Source organism: Agrobacterium albertimagni AOL15, from assembly GCF_000300855.1.
Lineage (GTDB): Bacteria > Pseudomonadota > Alphaproteobacteria > Rhizobiales > Rhizobiaceae > Allorhizobium > Allorhizobium albertimagni.
Window position 1 is genome coordinate 63,802 of the sequence record NZ_ALJF01000006.1, and the last position, 16,328, is coordinate 80,129.

Below are 16,328 nucleotides of genomic sequence, written 5' to 3' on the forward strand. Positions count from 1 at the left end.
CCTCTTCAAGCGTCCGGGAGGACCGGGGTTTCCAATAGCCTGCCCGTACCGACATCGGCGATACCGCGGTCGGTCTGGTGCGGCCCCGCATTGCAGGCAAGCGTTGCCCCGAAACAGGCCTTGAACACCAGATAAGGTGGCTGCCAGTCGACGATCTCATCCATTGCCGATCGGAGTAGAGAAAAATCGCGCGCAACTTGCTGCAGCGGAACATCCGAGACGAGACCTGACAGAGGCAGCGGCAGGAGTGCCGCGATCCGCCGCTGAGAGACCACCGCCATGCCGCCGCCGGATGCAATAACCGCATTGGCAGCCATTGCCATATCCTCGGGATCGCTGCCGAACACGGTCAGGTTATGGCTGTCATGGGAAACCGTGGTGGCGAAAGCACCGCGCCATTCACCCCAGTTTTCGAGAAATCCGACCCGCGGTCGGCTGTCACTGCGGCCGTGGCGATGGGCAACCGCTATGAGCGTCGTCCCTTCCGGGGGCACGACAAAGCCATTCTCCACCCTCGCCTGCCGCTCACCCCATTCGGTAAACCTTGGTCGATTGATGGTGGCAACCCGCACGCTCTGCCCCTTGGCTGCAACCCGAAAGTCATCGGAGGTCAGAGGCTCGATTTTCATAGACCGGGTGAGCGCGGAAGGATCGACAGAGGTCAGCTTTGCAAGCAGTTCCCCGTTGCGGGCAACGAGCACTCCATTGGAAAAGACAAGCCGAGCCTTCAGATCTGTCAGGTCATCGAAGACGACGATGTCGGCTCTGCGCCCTGCCGCAATGAGACCGAGATCGGATCGGCCAAGCCGTTGCGCCGCATTCAGCGTTGCCGCCCGCAATGCCCAGTCGGGCTTTAACCCGTAACGGACCAGACGGCGCACCACATCATCGAGCCCGCCGCCCTCATATAGATCGTCAGGGAAGACATCGTCGGTACACAGCGTCACTGTTTGTGGCAAATGGCCGAGCCGGTTGAGCGCCTCGACGAAGTCCGGCAGAAGATGGTCATGTGAGCCACGCAATTCGATCGCCAGACCGGCCCTGAGCTTCTCCATCAAGTCATCGCCGGACACGAGCTCGTGGTCTGAACTGACGCCTGCCGTCATGAAGGCAGCGAGATCGCCATCCTTCAGGCCACGCGCATGACCGCAGATCAGCTTGCCCGAGGCAAGGCCTGCCTGGACAATTGCGCTCATGCGCGGATCGCGGTCGATCACGCCGCGCATGTTCATCACCTCAGCCACACCGCCGACCTCGGGCCATCTCAAGAGATCCGCGATGACTGCGGCGTCGAAATCCGCACCGTTCAGTTCAAGATCAGGCGCTGAGGGCACGCAGGAAGGCGCAAGCAGGATCATCCTGAGCGGCAGCGGGCGCGCAGCTTCCGCTGCATAGCGGACACCGGGTACCCCATGCACATTGCCAAATTCATGCGGGTCCCAAACGATGGTCGTCACGCCGCGCGGCAGAACGGCGCCCGCGTAAGTCGCAGGCGTCACCATCGAGCTTTCGATATGCATATGCGTATCGATCAGTCCGGGGGACAGATAGCCACCTTGGGCGTCGAAGACCTCACCGGCGTCTTCGCGACGACCGGTTGCATGAACGCTGGCAATCAGTGGCCCGACCAGGCCGATATCGGCCTGGCGACGCTCGCCTGTGACCATGTCGATGAGCGTGCCATTGATAATCAGTCGATCAAAGGCTGCATCTCCCCGAGCGGCCGCCACGGCGCGCGCGCGCAGGTCGCCATCGTTCAGATCCGTTGGTTCTGCCCCGCTTTGTAACGTCACTTGGCCGCCTCCCAATGCAGAGCAGAAGCCACGATCGCCTTGATCGCAGCGGCATCGCAATCAGCCACGAATTCCGCGTTGAAGACGGCATGCGACGATCGCGTCTCGACGATGGTTCGTCCCCGGGTCAGACCATTGCCACATTCCATGTCGATCCGAGCCTTCTGCACGGTCACGAGATCGCCGCGAACGAAGGCAGCGGCTGCGACCGGATCGTAAAGCGCCATGGCCGAACGACCGCGGCTCACCGCGATATCGATGAAGCCTGCCAGCATATCGGCAATGAGCGCCGCGTTCTTTCCGCCTGCACCGCGGATTGGGGCGACGTCATCGGGGGTCGCCACCACCTTTCTGCAGAGATCGAGATCGACCATTCGCAGCGGCAGACCATGCGCCAGAATGATGGCCACCGCCTCGGGATCGGCCAGCGCATTGAACTCCGCCGATGCCGTGTGGTTGCCCCATGTCAGCCCGCCCCCCATCCAGGTCAGATCATCGATCCGTGCAGCGAGGTCCGGACGTGCGAGAGCCAGCGCCGCAAGATTGGTCAAGGGCCCGAGCGCCAGGATGCGGCGCGGCGCAGCGGCTTTCTCAAGCCAGGTGCAGAGGGCGGAAAATGCATCGCCGCCGGGCAGTTCATCGCCTTCGGGCAGCGTCAGACCAGTCGTCGGGATGCCGCTTTCACCGAGGATTTTCTCAGCCGTCTCCAAGGAGCCAATCACCGGCCTCTCCCGCCCGCAATAGATCGGAAATCGCCAATCAAAGGCCTTTCTTGCGCCAGCGGCGTTGCGTTTGACCTGGTTGAGCGGGGTATTGCCGAACACCAGCGAGACACCGTCTATCTCAAGGCCCTGATCCAAGACGACCAGGATAGCCGCAATGTCATCGAAACCCATATCCGTATCGATCCAGATCCCCATACGCGGTTACCCGAACCTTTGAAGGGGAGCGGCGTCGGCAACCGGCAAATCAAAAGCGATTTCGGCGCCAAGTCCATGTGCCGGCAAAGCCGCGTCAACCTCTGCCTTGATCACGCCGAGGCGCGACTCCAGCACATATTCACGCGTGCCTCCGGCGAAGGAAACGCCGCGCACGACACCCGTCAGCGGACCTGAGCCCATGGTGACCGCGCGTGGACGCCAGGCCAATCCCTCAGCCACGGGAAGTTCGTCACGAAGGCTGATATCGCCGCCAGACGTGACAAGCTTGCCGTCACGAACGGCAAAGATGTTTTCAAAGCCGACGAAATCGGCAACGAAGCTCGAGACAGGATGGTTGTAGATTTCCTGAGGCGTCCCGATCTGCTCGATCGCTCCGCCCTTCATCACCACAATCCTGTCCGCCAGCGCCAAGGCCTCGACCTGGTCATGGGTCACAAAGATCATGGTCACGCCGCTCTCCTTCTGCACACGCTGCAATTCGGTGCGCATCTCCAGGCGCAGGCGCGCATCGAGATTGGACAATGGTTCGTCAAGCAGCAGCACCTTCGGCTCCATGACCATGGAGCGGGCGAGCGCCACACGCTGCTGCTGGCCGCCGGACAATTCGGGGGTCTTGCGGCTGGCAAAGGCAGACAGGCCGACGGACTTCAGACCGGCCGAGACTTTCGCGTCCAGTTCGGCACCGCGCATACCCTTCAGCTTGAGACCGAATGCAACATTGTCGAATACCGAGAGGTGCGGAAACAGCGCATAGGATTGGAAAACAAGGCCAACCGCGCGCTTGTTGGCCGATACCCGTGTAATATCCGAGCCATCAAGTCGGATCCTGCCGCTGACTGGATTCATCAACCCGGCGATCGAGCGCATGGTCGTGGTTTTACCGCAGCCGGAAGGACCAAGGAGAGCGAGCAGCTCGCCCTTGCGGACTTCAAGATCGAGGTCCTTGACGGCGATCGTCTTCCCGTAGGCGAGAGACAGCTTGTCGAGTGTCAGAAAGGATGCGTCAGACATAGCGGGAGAACCCCAGAAAACGTTCGGCGGCAAAAACGATGCCGATTGACAGGAAGGCGAGCAGTGAAGAAAGCGCCGCGATCGACGGATCGAAGACGATCTCCATGTATCCGATCATGTCGATCGGCAGGGTGCGAACGCCAGGCCCCGACAGGAACAGCGAAACCGGAACCTGATTGAAGCTGGTGACGAAACCGAGAATGAAGGCGGACAGTATCCCTCCGCGGATGTTTGGCAAGACGACACGCATGAAGGCCCCGAGCCGTGATGAGCCGAGCAGAACCGCTGCTTCCTCGATATCGGAGCGCAAATTGTTGAGGCTGGCCGAGACGACCCGCACTGCATAGGGGAGAACCAGTGCGGTATGGGCGAGGAAGAGTGCGAGCGTGATCGACACACCGATTGGAACAACGAAATAGCGCAGCAATGCCAGGCCGACGATAATGCCAGGCACGATGATCGGTGCCGAGACAATCGTGCGGACGGTCTCAGAGAACGGCAGCCTGTAACGCGACATGGCATAGGAGGCTGGGATCCCCAGCATCAGGGCTACGAACGTGCCGCCGATCGCCAGGAACATCGACATCAGGAAGCTCTGCCGGAAGCTTTCGATGGTGAACACCTTGACGATCCACTTGAAGGAAAATCCCTGTGGCGGGAAAGCAAGCGTGTCCCCGGCAGAAAACGATGCGGCGACAATGATCAGGAATGGCCCGATCAGGAAAAGCAGCACGAGCGCCAGTGTGAGCGGCGCAAACAGTCTCTGGATCATGTCTTGCTCCTTGCCGTTGCGATGCGCTTCAAAAGGATGTTCGCGGCAAAGCTCATGACGATCAGAATGAAAGCGATGACGCTTGCGGCAACGAAATTGTTGGCGACAGTCACCTGCTGATAGAGCAAGGTCTCCAGCATCAGCACCTTGGAGCCGCCCAGAATGGCCGGCGTGATATAGGCGGTCATCGAACCGGTGAAGACGAGCGTTCCGCCGACCACCAGGCCCTCCCGGGTCAGCGGCAGAATGATCTTCCAGAACACCTGGAACCAGTTTGCGCCGAGCACCCGAGCTGCTGGCACGGTATCCCGCGGCAAATTCTCAAGCGCACTGACCAGCGAGATGATCATCAGCGGCAGGAAAAGCTGCAGCAGGCCGATGAAAACGGCGGTTTCGGTGAACAGGATCCGGAACGGTTCGTCACTCAAACCGACAGCCATCAATGCCTGATTTACGATTCCAGTGCGCCCGAGAATAACGATCCAGGCGTAGGTGCGGGCAACAGGCGAAATCATGAGCGGCAGGACGACCAGACCGATCATCCGACCCTTGGCGCCGGGCGGCAGGCTGACAATGGCATAGGCTGCCGCGTAACCGATGACCGCGGCAACCGCGGTCACCGTGACGCCGAGCCGAAGCGTGCGCAGAAATACGGTCTGGTTGAGAGGCTGGGAGAAGAAATCCCCATAGGCCGACAGCGTCCAGCCATCGGCCGAGCGAAAGCCTTCAGACAGCAAAAGAATGACAGGCACGAGGAAGACCACGGCCGCAAATATTGCTGCCGGCAGGGCTAGCGCCAGAGCTTCCGCCCGGTTGTTGAACATGGCAATTCGCCCTTCATAGAGGTGGCCAAAGTCACAGTCGGGGCGCGGCTTCGAGCTGATGGCCGATCGCCGCGCCCCTTTGCCTTGGGAGGCATTCGTGTGATCGATGCTTACTGCCCGACCTTGGCGTTCCATTCGGACAGCCAGGCATCGCGGTTGTCGAGCGCGTCGGCGGAAGGGATCAGCTTGAGGCTCTTGGCAGTCTCCTCACCATAGGTCAGATTGTTGGCGACCTCATCGGAAACCTTGACCTCCCGGTTTGCCGGGCTGTCGACCAGCTTTTCGGCAAGCTTGGTCTGGACTTCGGTCGAAAGCCAGAAATCCATGAACTCGAGTGCCAGATCCTGATTCTTCGACCCTTTGGTGACGACCATGACATTCATGCCGCCAGTCTGGCCTTCCTTCGGCGACGCCCAGCCAAGCGGCAGGTCGAGCTTGGTGAACGGCGCCCACGAGAAACGACCGATCGGTGCCGCCCAGATTTCTTCCTGCTGCATCAGCTGCACGAGCTGCGATGACTTCACATAGAAAGTCACGATCTCGTCCTTCTGCGCGCCGACGGCTTCGATGGCTCCCTTGAGATCCGGGGTATCCTTGCCCAGCGCCTGGCCAAGCATGTAAAGAGCCGGCGGCCCCTGGTTGGTCGTCACGTTCGGAAACGCGACATGGCCAACATATTCGGGCTTCAGCAGGTCAGCCCAGGACTCGATCGTCATCTTGTCGGTCCGATAGACGATCGACGTCGCATAGAACGTGTAACCAACGCTCATACCATCGCCATTCGGATCCTTGGCGATGTCGTAGAGCTTGTCGAAATTGCTGAGCTTGGAGGTGTCGATTTTTTCGATCAGATCACCCCGTGAAGCCATGAGCGCGTCGGCCATGGAAACGACGGCCATATCGACAACCGGATTTGCCTTGTTCGCCTCGATCTTGGCCAGTCGTTCGACACTGTTTCCGGTCTCGACGACAAGTTTGCAGCCGCATTTGGCTTCGAAGGGATCATAGACGATCTCCTTGAGTTCGTCCTGCGCAAAGGCATAGACGGAGATCGTCAGGGTCTTTTCCTGAGCTTGCGCTGCCCCCATCGTCAACATCAGCGCGGTGGCCGAGGCCAGTAGTGTCTTGGTCATGTGCGTTCTCCTTTTATCGATTTTATTGGTTCATCACGGAAAGAGGGGCATGGGGCTCCCGAGGTCTGACGGACGATCAACGTCATTGGAACGCTGCTTCGCTCGGCGGCAACAGCAGTGCTCGTCGCCATCCTCGGAATGTCATCGCTATTGACGGCATCCGCTTCGATCACCCGCACAAGAGCGGCAATGGCGATCTCGGCGATGGCGGCCATGTTCATGCGCACGGTGGTGAGGCTCGGCGTAACCACCGAGGACCAGACGAGATCGTCAAAGCCGGTCACGCTGACATCCGCCGGGACGGAGAGACCGGCACTCTGCAGTTCGGTCAGAACCCGCAGCGCGATCAGATCGGACACGGCGGCAAAGGCGGTGAAACCTTCCTCGACCTTCGCCTGCAAACCGAGCAGAGCTCCGCGGCCATGACGTTCTTCATGCGCCTCGATCCATAAGACACCCGCCTGGCCACCGGCAGGCAGAGCCGATTTCATCCCCCCGATACGGTCGCCCTGTACATTGGACGCAGGGTTGTTTCCGATCAGCAGAAGCTTGCGATGCCCCAGCGATACAAGATGCTCGGCCACAGCCTGCCCGCCCTGCCAATGGTCGGCGGAAACTGTATTGCCGGGGGTCGAGGGGCTGTCGATGACAGCGACAGGGCAGCCGATATCGGCAATCCGGGTCCCAAGCCGAGGTACAATGACGATTCCGTCGACGCCGCGCTCGATGAGGCGATTGATCGCCTCTGTCTGCATCGAGACGCTACCGCGGGAATCCGCGATCAGCACACCGTAACCGGCACTGCTCGCGGCAAATTCTATCGCCTGGGCAATCTGCGGAAACAGCGGGTTGGCAATGTCGGGCAGAACAAGCCCCAAAACGCCGCTGCGCCCGGTACGCAAAGCCCGCCCAATATGGCTCGGCGTATAGCCCAACTCGGCAGCCTTGGCCCTGACACTCTCGATCAATTCCGCCGACACGCGTCCCTTGCCCGTGAGTGCATTGGATACGGTGGCGACAGAAACGCCAAGCGCTTTCGCGATATTGCCGAGATTTGCACCTGATCGTTGGCCTGCCACTTGCCGTGATCTCGCGTGATTAAACGATTAATCATCGGTATTGCAGGCGGCCTGACCTGTCAAGGTCAAGGGGACTGACATCTGCCAACAGGTCTGGACAGCGTCTTCACACCTCACCCGCCACTGCTTGGCGTCGGAAGAAATTGTGGCGATGTCGATCTGCGACGTCCAAGTCGGAGGCCGATCAAGCTTGCGCTCGACACTAAGGCCGACCGTCCGGCCAACGGATCTTGCTGCGTGTGTGGCAACAGTTTCAGGCTGTCGGATCACCTTTCACCGAGCATGCCAGAATTTCTGCTCGTCGTTCGAAGGTTTTCCTGCCTTTCTTGAAACCCATCAAGACGGGAGCGATGCTGCCGAAAGCCTCGTCTTCATCTGTCGCATCGAGAATGATCAGATCTGCAAAATCGGCAGGCGCAAGCCCGTAGGCGTCGATACGCATCAGCCGGGCAGCATCTCGGGTGATCAGATCAAGGCACCGGGAGAAGCCTTCGGGTCCAATGTGCATCAGATTTGCGTAGAGATTGGCCATGCGCAGCAAGGAGCAATCGCCGTAAGGCGTGAAGGGATTCATGACGTTATTCGTCGCAATAGACGTCGTGATGCCGCGCTCAGCCAAGACATGCACGGGCGCCACGCCCCGCGGCGCACGAAACCCCTTGTCGCGCCCATTGAGATAGAGATCAGTCGACGGAAGGGCCGTAACCGCAACCCCGGCGGCCAGCAACTGCGAAACGTGACGATCGAATGCCGCCTCCTCCATTGCGGCCAGTTTGGTGACATGGCCGATCGCCACCCGCCCCTGCCACCCCCTGGCTTCCGTCAAGCGACAGATGTCAGGCATATGGGTCCAGCTCGGATCAAGGTCGAAATCAAGGTGGAAATCGAGATCGACGTCATGGCTCACTGCCATTTCAAACAAACGCTCCATATGCGCGGCAGGATCGCTGTCCGTGTAGGGACATCCGCCGAGAAGATCCGCGCCACCGACCAGCGCCCTCTCAAGCAGCGCCTCGGTACCGGGATCATTAAACAGGCCTTCCTGCGGAAAGACGCAGACGGAGAGATCAATGGCAAAGGCATAGTCGCGCTTCAGCCGTTGGATAGCAGCAAGACTTCGCAGACCGACGCGCGGATCGACCTCCACATGCGTGCGCATATGCATTGTGCCCTGTAGGATAGCCATTTCGATGGTTCTGGCACCGCGCCGGTAGACGTCCTCTTCCGTGAAGTCCTGCTTGAGCCGTGACACTGCCGCAACTGCACCTTTCAGCCCTCCCCCAACACCCCTGCAGCACGCAAGAAGACAGGATTTGTCCAGATGCACATGGGTGTCCACGAACCCCGGCAGCACCAGACGACCGCCGACGTCCTCGACGACACGGGCTTTTGCTTCCCGGCGCTGCGCAACAGGGATGATCTCGGCGATGCGCCCATCGCGAATGCAGATGTCCGTCAAAGACTGACTACCCTGGAGGGCTGCGTTGCGGATCAGGGTATCGAAAACGGGAGTGGAACTCATGCTTGAAGCCGGATTACGTATTGAGTAATGGAACTGTATGCAGTTTAATGCCGAACATGGCAACAGACGGGGATGACAAAATGAACGATAGCTCCCAGCGTGACCTTCAGGCAGTCAAGGATTATTTGGAAGCCTCCATGGCGCCAGATCCCGTTCGGGCAGCGCGATACGTGGATGCAAGCTTCATCTGCAGGTTCACAGGCAACCGGGTGTTTGACACGCCAAGCGGTCCGACAGGGTTCAATGCCTCTCGCTACAAATGGGTCAAGAAGCGTATCGAGCGTTACGATGTCATGCCAGGCGAAGGCGAGACGATCGTCTACAGCCTCGGATACCTTTACGGCGAATGGCCGAGCGGGCAACGCTTCGACAACAATCGCTATGTCGACCGCTTCGTCGTGCGCAACGGGCTTATCGTCGAGACCGACGTCTGGAACGACAGCGCCGAATGGATCCTCGATCCCACCTGCGCACGCCAATGAGATCGCCGCTCAGAAAGTGTCAGTCGGCGTAGGGCGCAAGGATATTCATGAGATCCCGGCTTCTGGCGCCCGCGCTTTGCAGCAGCGCCCGCGATGCGACGGCCTCCAGATGTTCATCCATCAACGCGCAGGCCCGCTCGGCGGGGCCCTGTTTGATTGCGTCGATCAGCTCCAGGTGCTCGCTGACGGCGCAGTCAGAGGAATGAGGCCGCGCAAAAGCGGACAGTGACAGACCGGCGCGGTAGCAGATCTCCGTCACGTAGCGAACGAGTATCGGCTTGCCAGTCATTTCCGCAAGCCGAACATGGAACTCTGTGGCCAGTCGGATTGACGTGCCTTCTGCGCCGTGGCGAGCTTCATGCTCTGCCTCAACGATCGCCTTCAACTGCTTGACTTGTGCGTCCGTCAGCTTGCCCGCCAGATGGCGCACAACCTGGCGCTCAAGATCGACACGGATGTCGAAGATGTCCCTGGCATCCTCAAATGAGGGCGTCGCCACAACAGCAATTCGATTTCGTCTCAGGTCCACCAGACCTTCGGATGCGAGCTGACCAAGCGCATGCCTGGCGATCGTGCGGCTGACGCCGAAACGTTCACCAAGCGCATCTTCGGGCAGCCGGTCCCCCGGCAATAGCGCGCGTTCGATGATGGCCGTGCGCAGAGCATGGCAAATGCCCTGGACGCGATCGATTTCGCTCCGCGGCCGACGCTTCTCAGATGCCATGACAAGTTCCCTTCATGCCGCTCTGGATAATCCACCCACGCCGCTTTTTCAACTCGCATCAATGCCGCGACAGCAAGCAAACTGCACAAATTAATTGCATGCACTTTTCGCATGGACATTCCGTGTTGTTGAAACCGCCTTGATTCCTGCACTTCGCCCTCCTTGTGACCGTCTGGCACGCCCATTGCATACACCTCTCGCAGCAACTGAAGGTGAGGTGCATGATCGATTATTCAGAAACGAGAGTCAGGCATCCTGTGGCGGTAGAGCTGTCGCAGGCGGCAGTATCCTTCGGCCGCGGGGAAAGAGCAGTTGCGGCCCTGCAGGAAACGAGCCTCAAGATTGCCGAGGGCGAGTTCCTCGCGCTCGTCGGCCCGTCAGGCTGCGGCAAGTCTACTATTCTGAAACTGGCCTCCGGCCTGTTGCAGCCGAGCAGCGGCGCGGTGATCGTCGGCGGCAAGGAGGTCGGCGCCAAGGCCCTGCGCATTGGCATGGCCTTTCAGAACCCAACACTTCTTCCTTGGCTGACCATCGAACGCAACGTCATGCTGCCGCTGAAGATCGTGCGCCCGTTCCGCTCGCAGTACCGTTCCAAGAAGAATACGGAGTACCGCGATCGCGTCCACGCCCTTCTGGCCGATGTCGGGCTACTGCGCTTCGCGAACCACTACCCCTGGCAGCTGTCCGGAGGCATGTTGCAGCGCGCCAATCTTTGTCGTGCCCTGGTCCATGAACCGAGCCTTCTCCTGCTCGACGAACCCTTCGGAGCGCTCGACCAGTTCACCCGCGAGGAGCTCTGGGCGACGATGCAGTCGCTCTGGATGAAGCGCAAACCGACGGTGCTGCTGGTCACGCATGACCTCAAGGAAGCCGGCTTTCTGGCATCGCGCATCTGCGTGATGAGCGCCCGCCCCGGCAGGATCATCGACGACAGCACCGTCGACTTCGCCCGACCCCGCACGGTCCCAATGACCTTCGAGCCAGAATTCACGGCGCTTAACCAGCGCCTGCGCGAGCTGATCATCGATGCCCGCACCGACGTCGCCGAGGAGGCCTGAGATGTCCTACGCCATTCGCCGCCGTATCTGGGCAGCATTCCTGATCTTCGCCTTCTTCGGCCTCTGGGAAATCCTCTGCATCGCGCTGCAGGTTTCCGACCTCGTCCTGCCCCGCCCCTCGCAGGTCGTGACGACCCTGCTAGACCGCTTCGATGTCCTTTGGCCGCATATCCTGCAGACACTGTGGACGACGATGGTGGGCTTCCTGCTCGGCGTCACGGTCGGCCTGCTGATCGGGGCTTGTATCGGCACCTCGCGGATTGCTTACGATACGGCCTATCCCCTGCTGATCGGCTTTTCCTCGATCCCCAAGGTGGCCGTCGTTCCGATCTTCGTTCTCTGGTTCGGATCCGGTTCCGTGCCGGCGATCCTGACGGCGCTCGCCATGTGCTTCTTCCCGATCGTCGTCAACATCGCAACGGGTCTCGCCACCACCGAGCCTGAACTTGAGGACGTCTTGAAGTCGATGGGGGCCAGCAAGCTGGACATCCTGTGGAATGTCGGGCTGCCGCGCACCATGCCCTTCTTCTTTGCATCTCTGAAAATCGCCGCGACCTTTGCCTTCGTCGGCTCTGTCCTGTCCGAGACGGTCGCCTCCAATCGCGGCATCGGCAACGTCATGATGACGGCATCCTCGAATTTCGACGTGCCGCTGGTCTTTGCGGGACTGTTCATTCTCGCAGTGCTCGGCGTGCTTCTCTACGCCGCCTTCTCTCTCGTCGAAATGCGTGTCGCCGGCTGGGCGAACCGCCGCAACGATCTCACCACCACCGCCTGACCCCTCGAACAATTGGAGCTCACCATGCTGAAGACATTTCTCTCCACCGTCGCTCTGGGCCTTTGCCTCAACAGCGCAGCATTTGCCGACACCGCCATCAAGTTCACGCTGGGCTGGAAGACGCAAGGATCGGACGCTGCCTTCCTACTGGCCAAGGAGGCCGGCTATTTCGAAGCGGAAGGTCTCGACGTGACCATCGACCAGGGCGAAGGCTCGGCAGCCACCGTCACGCGCATCATGTCGGGCACCTATGATGCCGGCTTCGGCGACATCAACGCCATCATCCAGAATGCCGCGACCCGTCCAGATGAAGCGCCTGTGATGGTCTACCAGCTCTGGAACAAGCCCCCCTTCGCAATCGTCAGCAAGAAGGAGACGAATATCACCACGCCGGCCGACCTCATCGGCAAGACGCTCGGTGGAGCGCAGGGAACGCCGACGACCCGCCTGGTCACTGTCCTTGCCACCCTCAACAAAGTCGACATGACCCAGGTTAGAATCGACAACATGGGTCCGAACCTGCAGGAACCCATGCTGATCAAGGGCGATATCGACGGCGCGCTGGTGTTCAACATCACCAGCTGGTTCAACCTGATCAACAACCGCCAGGATCCGGCAAAGGACTATAACTGGCTGCTGTTCGGTGATCACGGCCTTGATCTCTACTCGAACGGCCTCATGGTGTCGCAGAAGCTGATCGCCGAGAACCCTGAAGCCGTTGCCGGCCTGGTCCGTGCGGTCAACAAGGCCGCCATCGAAATTGGGCTCGACACCGAAAAGGGCATGGATTCCGTCGTCGCCTACGACAACCTCGTCAAGCGTGACCTGGAGCACGACCGCCTCAAATTCTCCTACGAGAACCTGATCGTCTCCCCGGAAGTCGAAAAGCTTGGCCTGGGCGATGTCGATGACAGCCGTCTTGCCCGCTCCATCGACATCGTGGCCGAAGGCTATCAGCTGCCGTCCAAGCCGACGACCGAAAAGATCTTCGACCGCCAGTTCCTGCCACCGCTCGAAGAGCGCAAGCTCACCTACACGGTCAACTGATCCAATGGCACGGCCGGCGGCTTCTGCCGCCGGCCACAAATCCTTCGAGAGCAACATTCATGCAACCAACAAACGCCGACCGACTGAAATCAGGCATGGTCGTGAGCCCTCACCCGCTCGCAACGGAAGCCGGCAGATCCGTGCTGGCAGGCGGAGGCAACGCGATCGAGGCAGCGGTTGCAGTTGGTGCCGTTCTCGCCGTCGTCATGCCCCATTTTTGCGGCCTGGGCGGCGATGCTGTCTGGTTGGTCTGCGACCGGGAGGGGCGTAGTCGCTGCTTTCTTGGCATAGGCCAGGCGGCCGCCGGGGTCACCGTTCCGAAAGACGCCATTCCAACCCGTGGCCCGTCATCAATGCTGACGTCTGCATGCGCGGTTGACAGCTGGGGCCATGCACTCACCTTCAGCGGAGCAAACTGGGCTGGTCGGCAAAGCTTTTCCGACCTGATATCCCCGGCGATCGAACTGGCAGATGGCGGTTATGTCCCAAGTCCTTCCCAGGATTTCTGGCTGGATTTTCGCGCTGACGATCATCCCGCATGGCCCGGATTCTCCGAAATCTTCAACCATCGCAGCGACGCGGGGCTCCTGCGCCAACCGGAGTTGGCCGCAAGCCTCCAGCGCCTTGCGGACGACGGATACCGCAGTTTCTACGAGGGGCCACTATCGCAAGCGATCGCGGACGGCTTGACAAAAACAGGGTCGCCGCTCAACGCCCAAGATCTGGCTGCCACTCGCACGCGCGAAGTCGATCCACTGACGCTGGATTACCGCGGAACTCTCCTCCTGGCGCCGCCGCCTCCGACGCAGGGCTGCGCAACGCTCGCCATCATGGGCATCCTCTCCCGGTTCGATCTCGCGCAAACTTCCCCGGGAACCGCCGCCCGGATCCATCTGCTGGTCGAGGCGACCAAACAGGCTTTCCTGAAGCGTTCATCAGTCGCCGATCCAGACTTCGATACTAGAAACAATGACGCGGCCGCAGCCATGCTCGAAGCAGGCACGCTCGACGCCGCAGCGCGCAGGATCGATCCCACATGCGCGACGCCCTGGCCCCATCCGGTCAACAGCGCAGATACCGTCTTTTTTGCCGTCGCAGATCCTCAGGGACGTTGCGCCAGCGTCCTGCAGAGCACGTATTTCGATTGGGGCAGTGGCGTCACCGTTCCTGGAACAGGCATCCTCTGGCAAAATCGTGGCGCGGCCTTTTCGACTGAACCCGGCCACCCGAATTACCTGGTGCCCGGCAAGCGGCCCTTCTACACCCTAAACCCGGGCGTAGCCATCCGCGACGGCGAACCCTATCTCCTCTACGGCACGCAGGGTGCCGACGGTCAGCCACAGACGCTATCCGTTCTGTTGACCAGCCTGATTGACGACGGCATGACACCCGAGCAGGCGCTGGCCCAGCCACGATTCCTGCTGGGACGAACCTTCTCCGACAGCCGTGACAGCCTGAAGATCGAGGGATCGGTACGTCCACAAGAGGCCGAAGCACTCTCGGCCCTCGGCCATGAAGTTGCCATGCTCCCCGCCCTTTCACCAATTTTCGGACAGGCAGGCGTGATCCACCTGTCCGACGATGGAAGTGTGGAAGGTGCCCATGATCCGCGCGGCAACGGCTCAGCAGCTGGTTTCAGCTTATGACCGGACCGGAACCGATGACGCATTCCGGAGAGTTATACGCCAGCCACACGATCGGCGAGCCTCAGGGCCCGCAGAAGGACCGCCGTATTCGGTGGCAGAACGGCGTCATCACGGCGGTGGAAGACGCCGGCCCTGTGGCGGCCGGGGTCCCGCGCACTCTGGTGATCCCGGCGCTGGCCAATGCCCATGATCATGTTCGGCCACTGCCAATGTCATCCTTCGGAACCGCCTTTCTGCCTCTCGAGGCATGGTTGCCGAGAACGATCCTTGCGACCCCGCCGGATGCCTACAAGGCCGCCTTGGCGTCGCTCGCGCGGGCGGCTCTTTCCGGCTGTGGTGCGGTCATGGTTCACTATACACGGCCCAGCGGCAAGCTCGACCCTGTCGAGGAAGCTTGCGAAGTTGCACGGGCCGCACGGGACGTTGGCGTCAGGATTGCCTTCGCCCCGGCGATCAGGGACCGCAACCCGCTCGTCTATGGCGACGACACGGAGCTCCTCGCTAAGCTTCCGGCCAGCACCGCGGCTCTGCTGCGGGAAACCTTTTGCCGGCCGCCCCTATCTCCCGAGCGTTTGATCGAGGCGACGGAACAGATCGCCGAAGCCATCCAGGGACCGATGGTCGATGTGCAGTTCGGACCAGCGGGCGTGCAATGGTGTTCCGACGAACTGCTCCAGGCCATCGCTCAGCGCTCTGCGCAAACCGGTCGCAGGGTCCATATGCACCTCCTTGAGACGCCCTATCAGAGACGGTGGGCGGACCTCACCTTCCCGCAAGGGATCATCAGTTATCTCAAGCACATCGGCCTGCTCTCGCCGCGGTTGACCCTGGCGCATTGCGTCCATGCCCGTGCACACGAGCTGGCTATGATCGCAGACGCGGGTTGCCGCATCGTCACCAACTCCGGATCCAACCTGCATCTGCGCTCCGGCCTTGGGCCAGTTGCCGATGCGCGAAGGCGCGGCTGCAATGTCGCGATCGGTGTTGATGGTCAGGCCTTCGACGAGGACGACGACATGATCCGCGAGATCCGGCTTGCCAACGCTCTGCACGGTGGAACGGGCTTTGCCGAGAACTGGTCGCGACAAGACTTCCTCCGGCAGAGCGTCGCCCATGGACGCCAGGCTATCGGCTCGCCCGGTACCGGCAGCATTGCGGCGGGAGAACCGGCCGACTTTCTTGCGCTGGACTATGACCGCCTCGATCGCGACAGGATCATGGAGGTTGAGCCTGTCGACCTGTTCTTTGCACGCGCAAATGCAAGACATGTGCTGCAGGTGATCGTGGCGGGAAAGACCATCGTCGCGCAGGGACGGTTACCCGGCATGGACCTCGATTCCCTGGAAAACGAATTGCGCAGCAGCTACCGGCAGTCTGTCCGACGGTTCGAGACATTGCGTCGGGACTGGCCCCTCATCGAGACGGCGCTCGCTGAGTGGAACCAAGCCTATATTGGCTGCTGCTAGCCCGCATAGAAAGGGACCTTGCAAATTGTGACCGCGGATCAGCGCGGCCAAG

15 protein-coding genes are annotated in these 16,328 nt (G+C 60.7%); 6 read left to right on the top strand and 9 right to left on the bottom strand.

Annotated features, from left to right (window positions below; translation table 11 throughout):
* Positions 1-5 precede the first annotated feature (5 nt).
* The 8 genes from QWE_RS07305 to QWE_RS07340 all read right to left on the bottom strand — a co-directional run bounded on the left by QWE_RS07305 (position 6) and on the right by QWE_RS07340 (position 9,075).
* Complete coding sequence (locus tag QWE_RS07305; protein WP_006725463.1) at positions 6-1,793, bottom strand: adenine deaminase; 1,788 nt, start codon at positions 1,791-1,793, stop codon at positions 6-8.
* Positions 1,790-2,713 (bottom strand): nucleoside hydrolase, encoded by a 924-nt coding sequence (locus QWE_RS07310; protein ID WP_006725464.1) that lies wholly within the window; start codon positions 2,711-2,713, stop codon positions 1,790-1,792. The genes QWE_RS07305 and QWE_RS07310 overlap by 4 nt, the downstream gene beginning before the upstream one ends.
* A gap of 6 nt (positions 2,714-2,719) precedes the next feature.
* Positions 2,720-3,745 (bottom strand): ABC transporter ATP-binding protein, encoded by a 1,026-nt coding sequence (locus QWE_RS07315; RefSeq protein WP_006725465.1) that lies wholly within the window; start codon positions 3,743-3,745, stop codon positions 2,720-2,722.
* On the bottom strand, positions 3,738-4,517 hold the full coding sequence (locus QWE_RS07320) for an ABC transporter permease (protein ID WP_006725466.1): 780 nt from the start codon (positions 4,515-4,517) through the stop codon (positions 3,738-3,740). The genes QWE_RS07315 and QWE_RS07320 overlap by 8 nt, the downstream gene beginning before the upstream one ends.
* Complete coding sequence (locus QWE_RS07325) at positions 4,514-5,341, bottom strand: ABC transporter permease (protein WP_006725467.1); 828 nt, start codon at positions 5,339-5,341, stop codon at positions 4,514-4,516. The genes QWE_RS07320 and QWE_RS07325 overlap by 4 nt, the downstream gene beginning before the upstream one ends.
* Positions 5,342-5,451: 110 nt before the next feature.
* Positions 5,452-6,474 (bottom strand): ABC transporter substrate-binding protein, encoded by a 1,023-nt coding sequence (locus QWE_RS07330; protein WP_006725468.1) that lies wholly within the window; start codon positions 6,472-6,474, stop codon positions 5,452-5,454.
* Positions 6,471-7,553, bottom strand: coding sequence for a LacI family DNA-binding transcriptional regulator (locus QWE_RS07335; RefSeq protein ID WP_006725469.1), 1,083 nt, complete (start codon positions 7,551-7,553; stop codon positions 6,471-6,473). The genes QWE_RS07330 and QWE_RS07335 overlap by 4 nt, the downstream gene beginning before the upstream one ends.
* Positions 7,554-7,806: 253 nt before the next feature.
* Complete coding sequence (locus QWE_RS07340) at positions 7,807-9,075, bottom strand: amidohydrolase family protein (protein ID WP_052018096.1); 1,269 nt, start codon at positions 9,073-9,075, stop codon at positions 7,807-7,809.
* 80 nt (positions 9,076-9,155) lie between these two features.
* Between QWE_RS07340 and QWE_RS07345 the strand changes: the two genes are divergently transcribed.
* A complete protein-coding gene (locus tag QWE_RS07345) occupies positions 9,156-9,557 on the top strand; it encodes a nuclear transport factor 2-like protein (protein WP_040299796.1) in 402 nt (133 codons plus the stop codon).
* A gap of 19 nt (positions 9,558-9,576) precedes the next feature.
* Here QWE_RS07345 and QWE_RS07350 read toward each other — a convergent pair whose 3' ends face one another.
* Entirely contained in the window at positions 9,577-10,281 is a 705-nt protein-coding gene (locus QWE_RS07350; protein ID WP_006725472.1) for a GntR family transcriptional regulator, read from the bottom strand.
* 221 nt (positions 10,282-10,502) lie between these two features.
* Between QWE_RS07350 and QWE_RS07355 the strand changes: the two genes are divergently transcribed.
* The 5 genes from QWE_RS07355 to QWE_RS07375 all read left to right on the top strand — a co-directional run bounded on the left by QWE_RS07355 (position 10,503) and on the right by QWE_RS07375 (position 16,276).
* Entirely contained in the window at positions 10,503-11,339 is an 837-nt protein-coding gene (locus tag QWE_RS07355) for an ABC transporter ATP-binding protein (RefSeq protein WP_006725473.1), read from the top strand.
* A gap of 1 nt (position 11,340) precedes the next feature.
* Positions 11,341-12,117: an ABC transporter permease gene (locus QWE_RS07360; protein WP_006725474.1), complete on the top strand. Its 777-nt coding sequence runs from the start codon at positions 11,341-11,343 to the stop codon at positions 12,115-12,117.
* A gap of 24 nt (positions 12,118-12,141) precedes the next feature.
* Positions 12,142-13,164 (top strand): ABC transporter substrate-binding protein, encoded by a 1,023-nt coding sequence (locus QWE_RS07365; protein WP_006725475.1) that lies wholly within the window; start codon positions 12,142-12,144, stop codon positions 13,162-13,164.
* A 95-nt stretch (positions 13,165-13,259) separates the two neighbouring features.
* Complete coding sequence (locus QWE_RS07370; protein ID WP_006725476.1) at positions 13,260-14,810, top strand: gamma-glutamyltransferase family protein; 1,551 nt, start codon at positions 13,260-13,262, stop codon at positions 14,808-14,810.
* 14 nt (positions 14,811-14,824) lie between these two features.
* The gene (locus tag QWE_RS07375) at positions 14,825-16,276 is read left to right on the top strand and encodes an amidohydrolase family protein (protein WP_240532513.1); all 1,452 of its coding nucleotides are present in this window, start codon (positions 14,825-14,827) and stop codon (positions 16,274-16,276) included.
* Positions 16,277-16,328 lie beyond the last annotated feature (52 nt).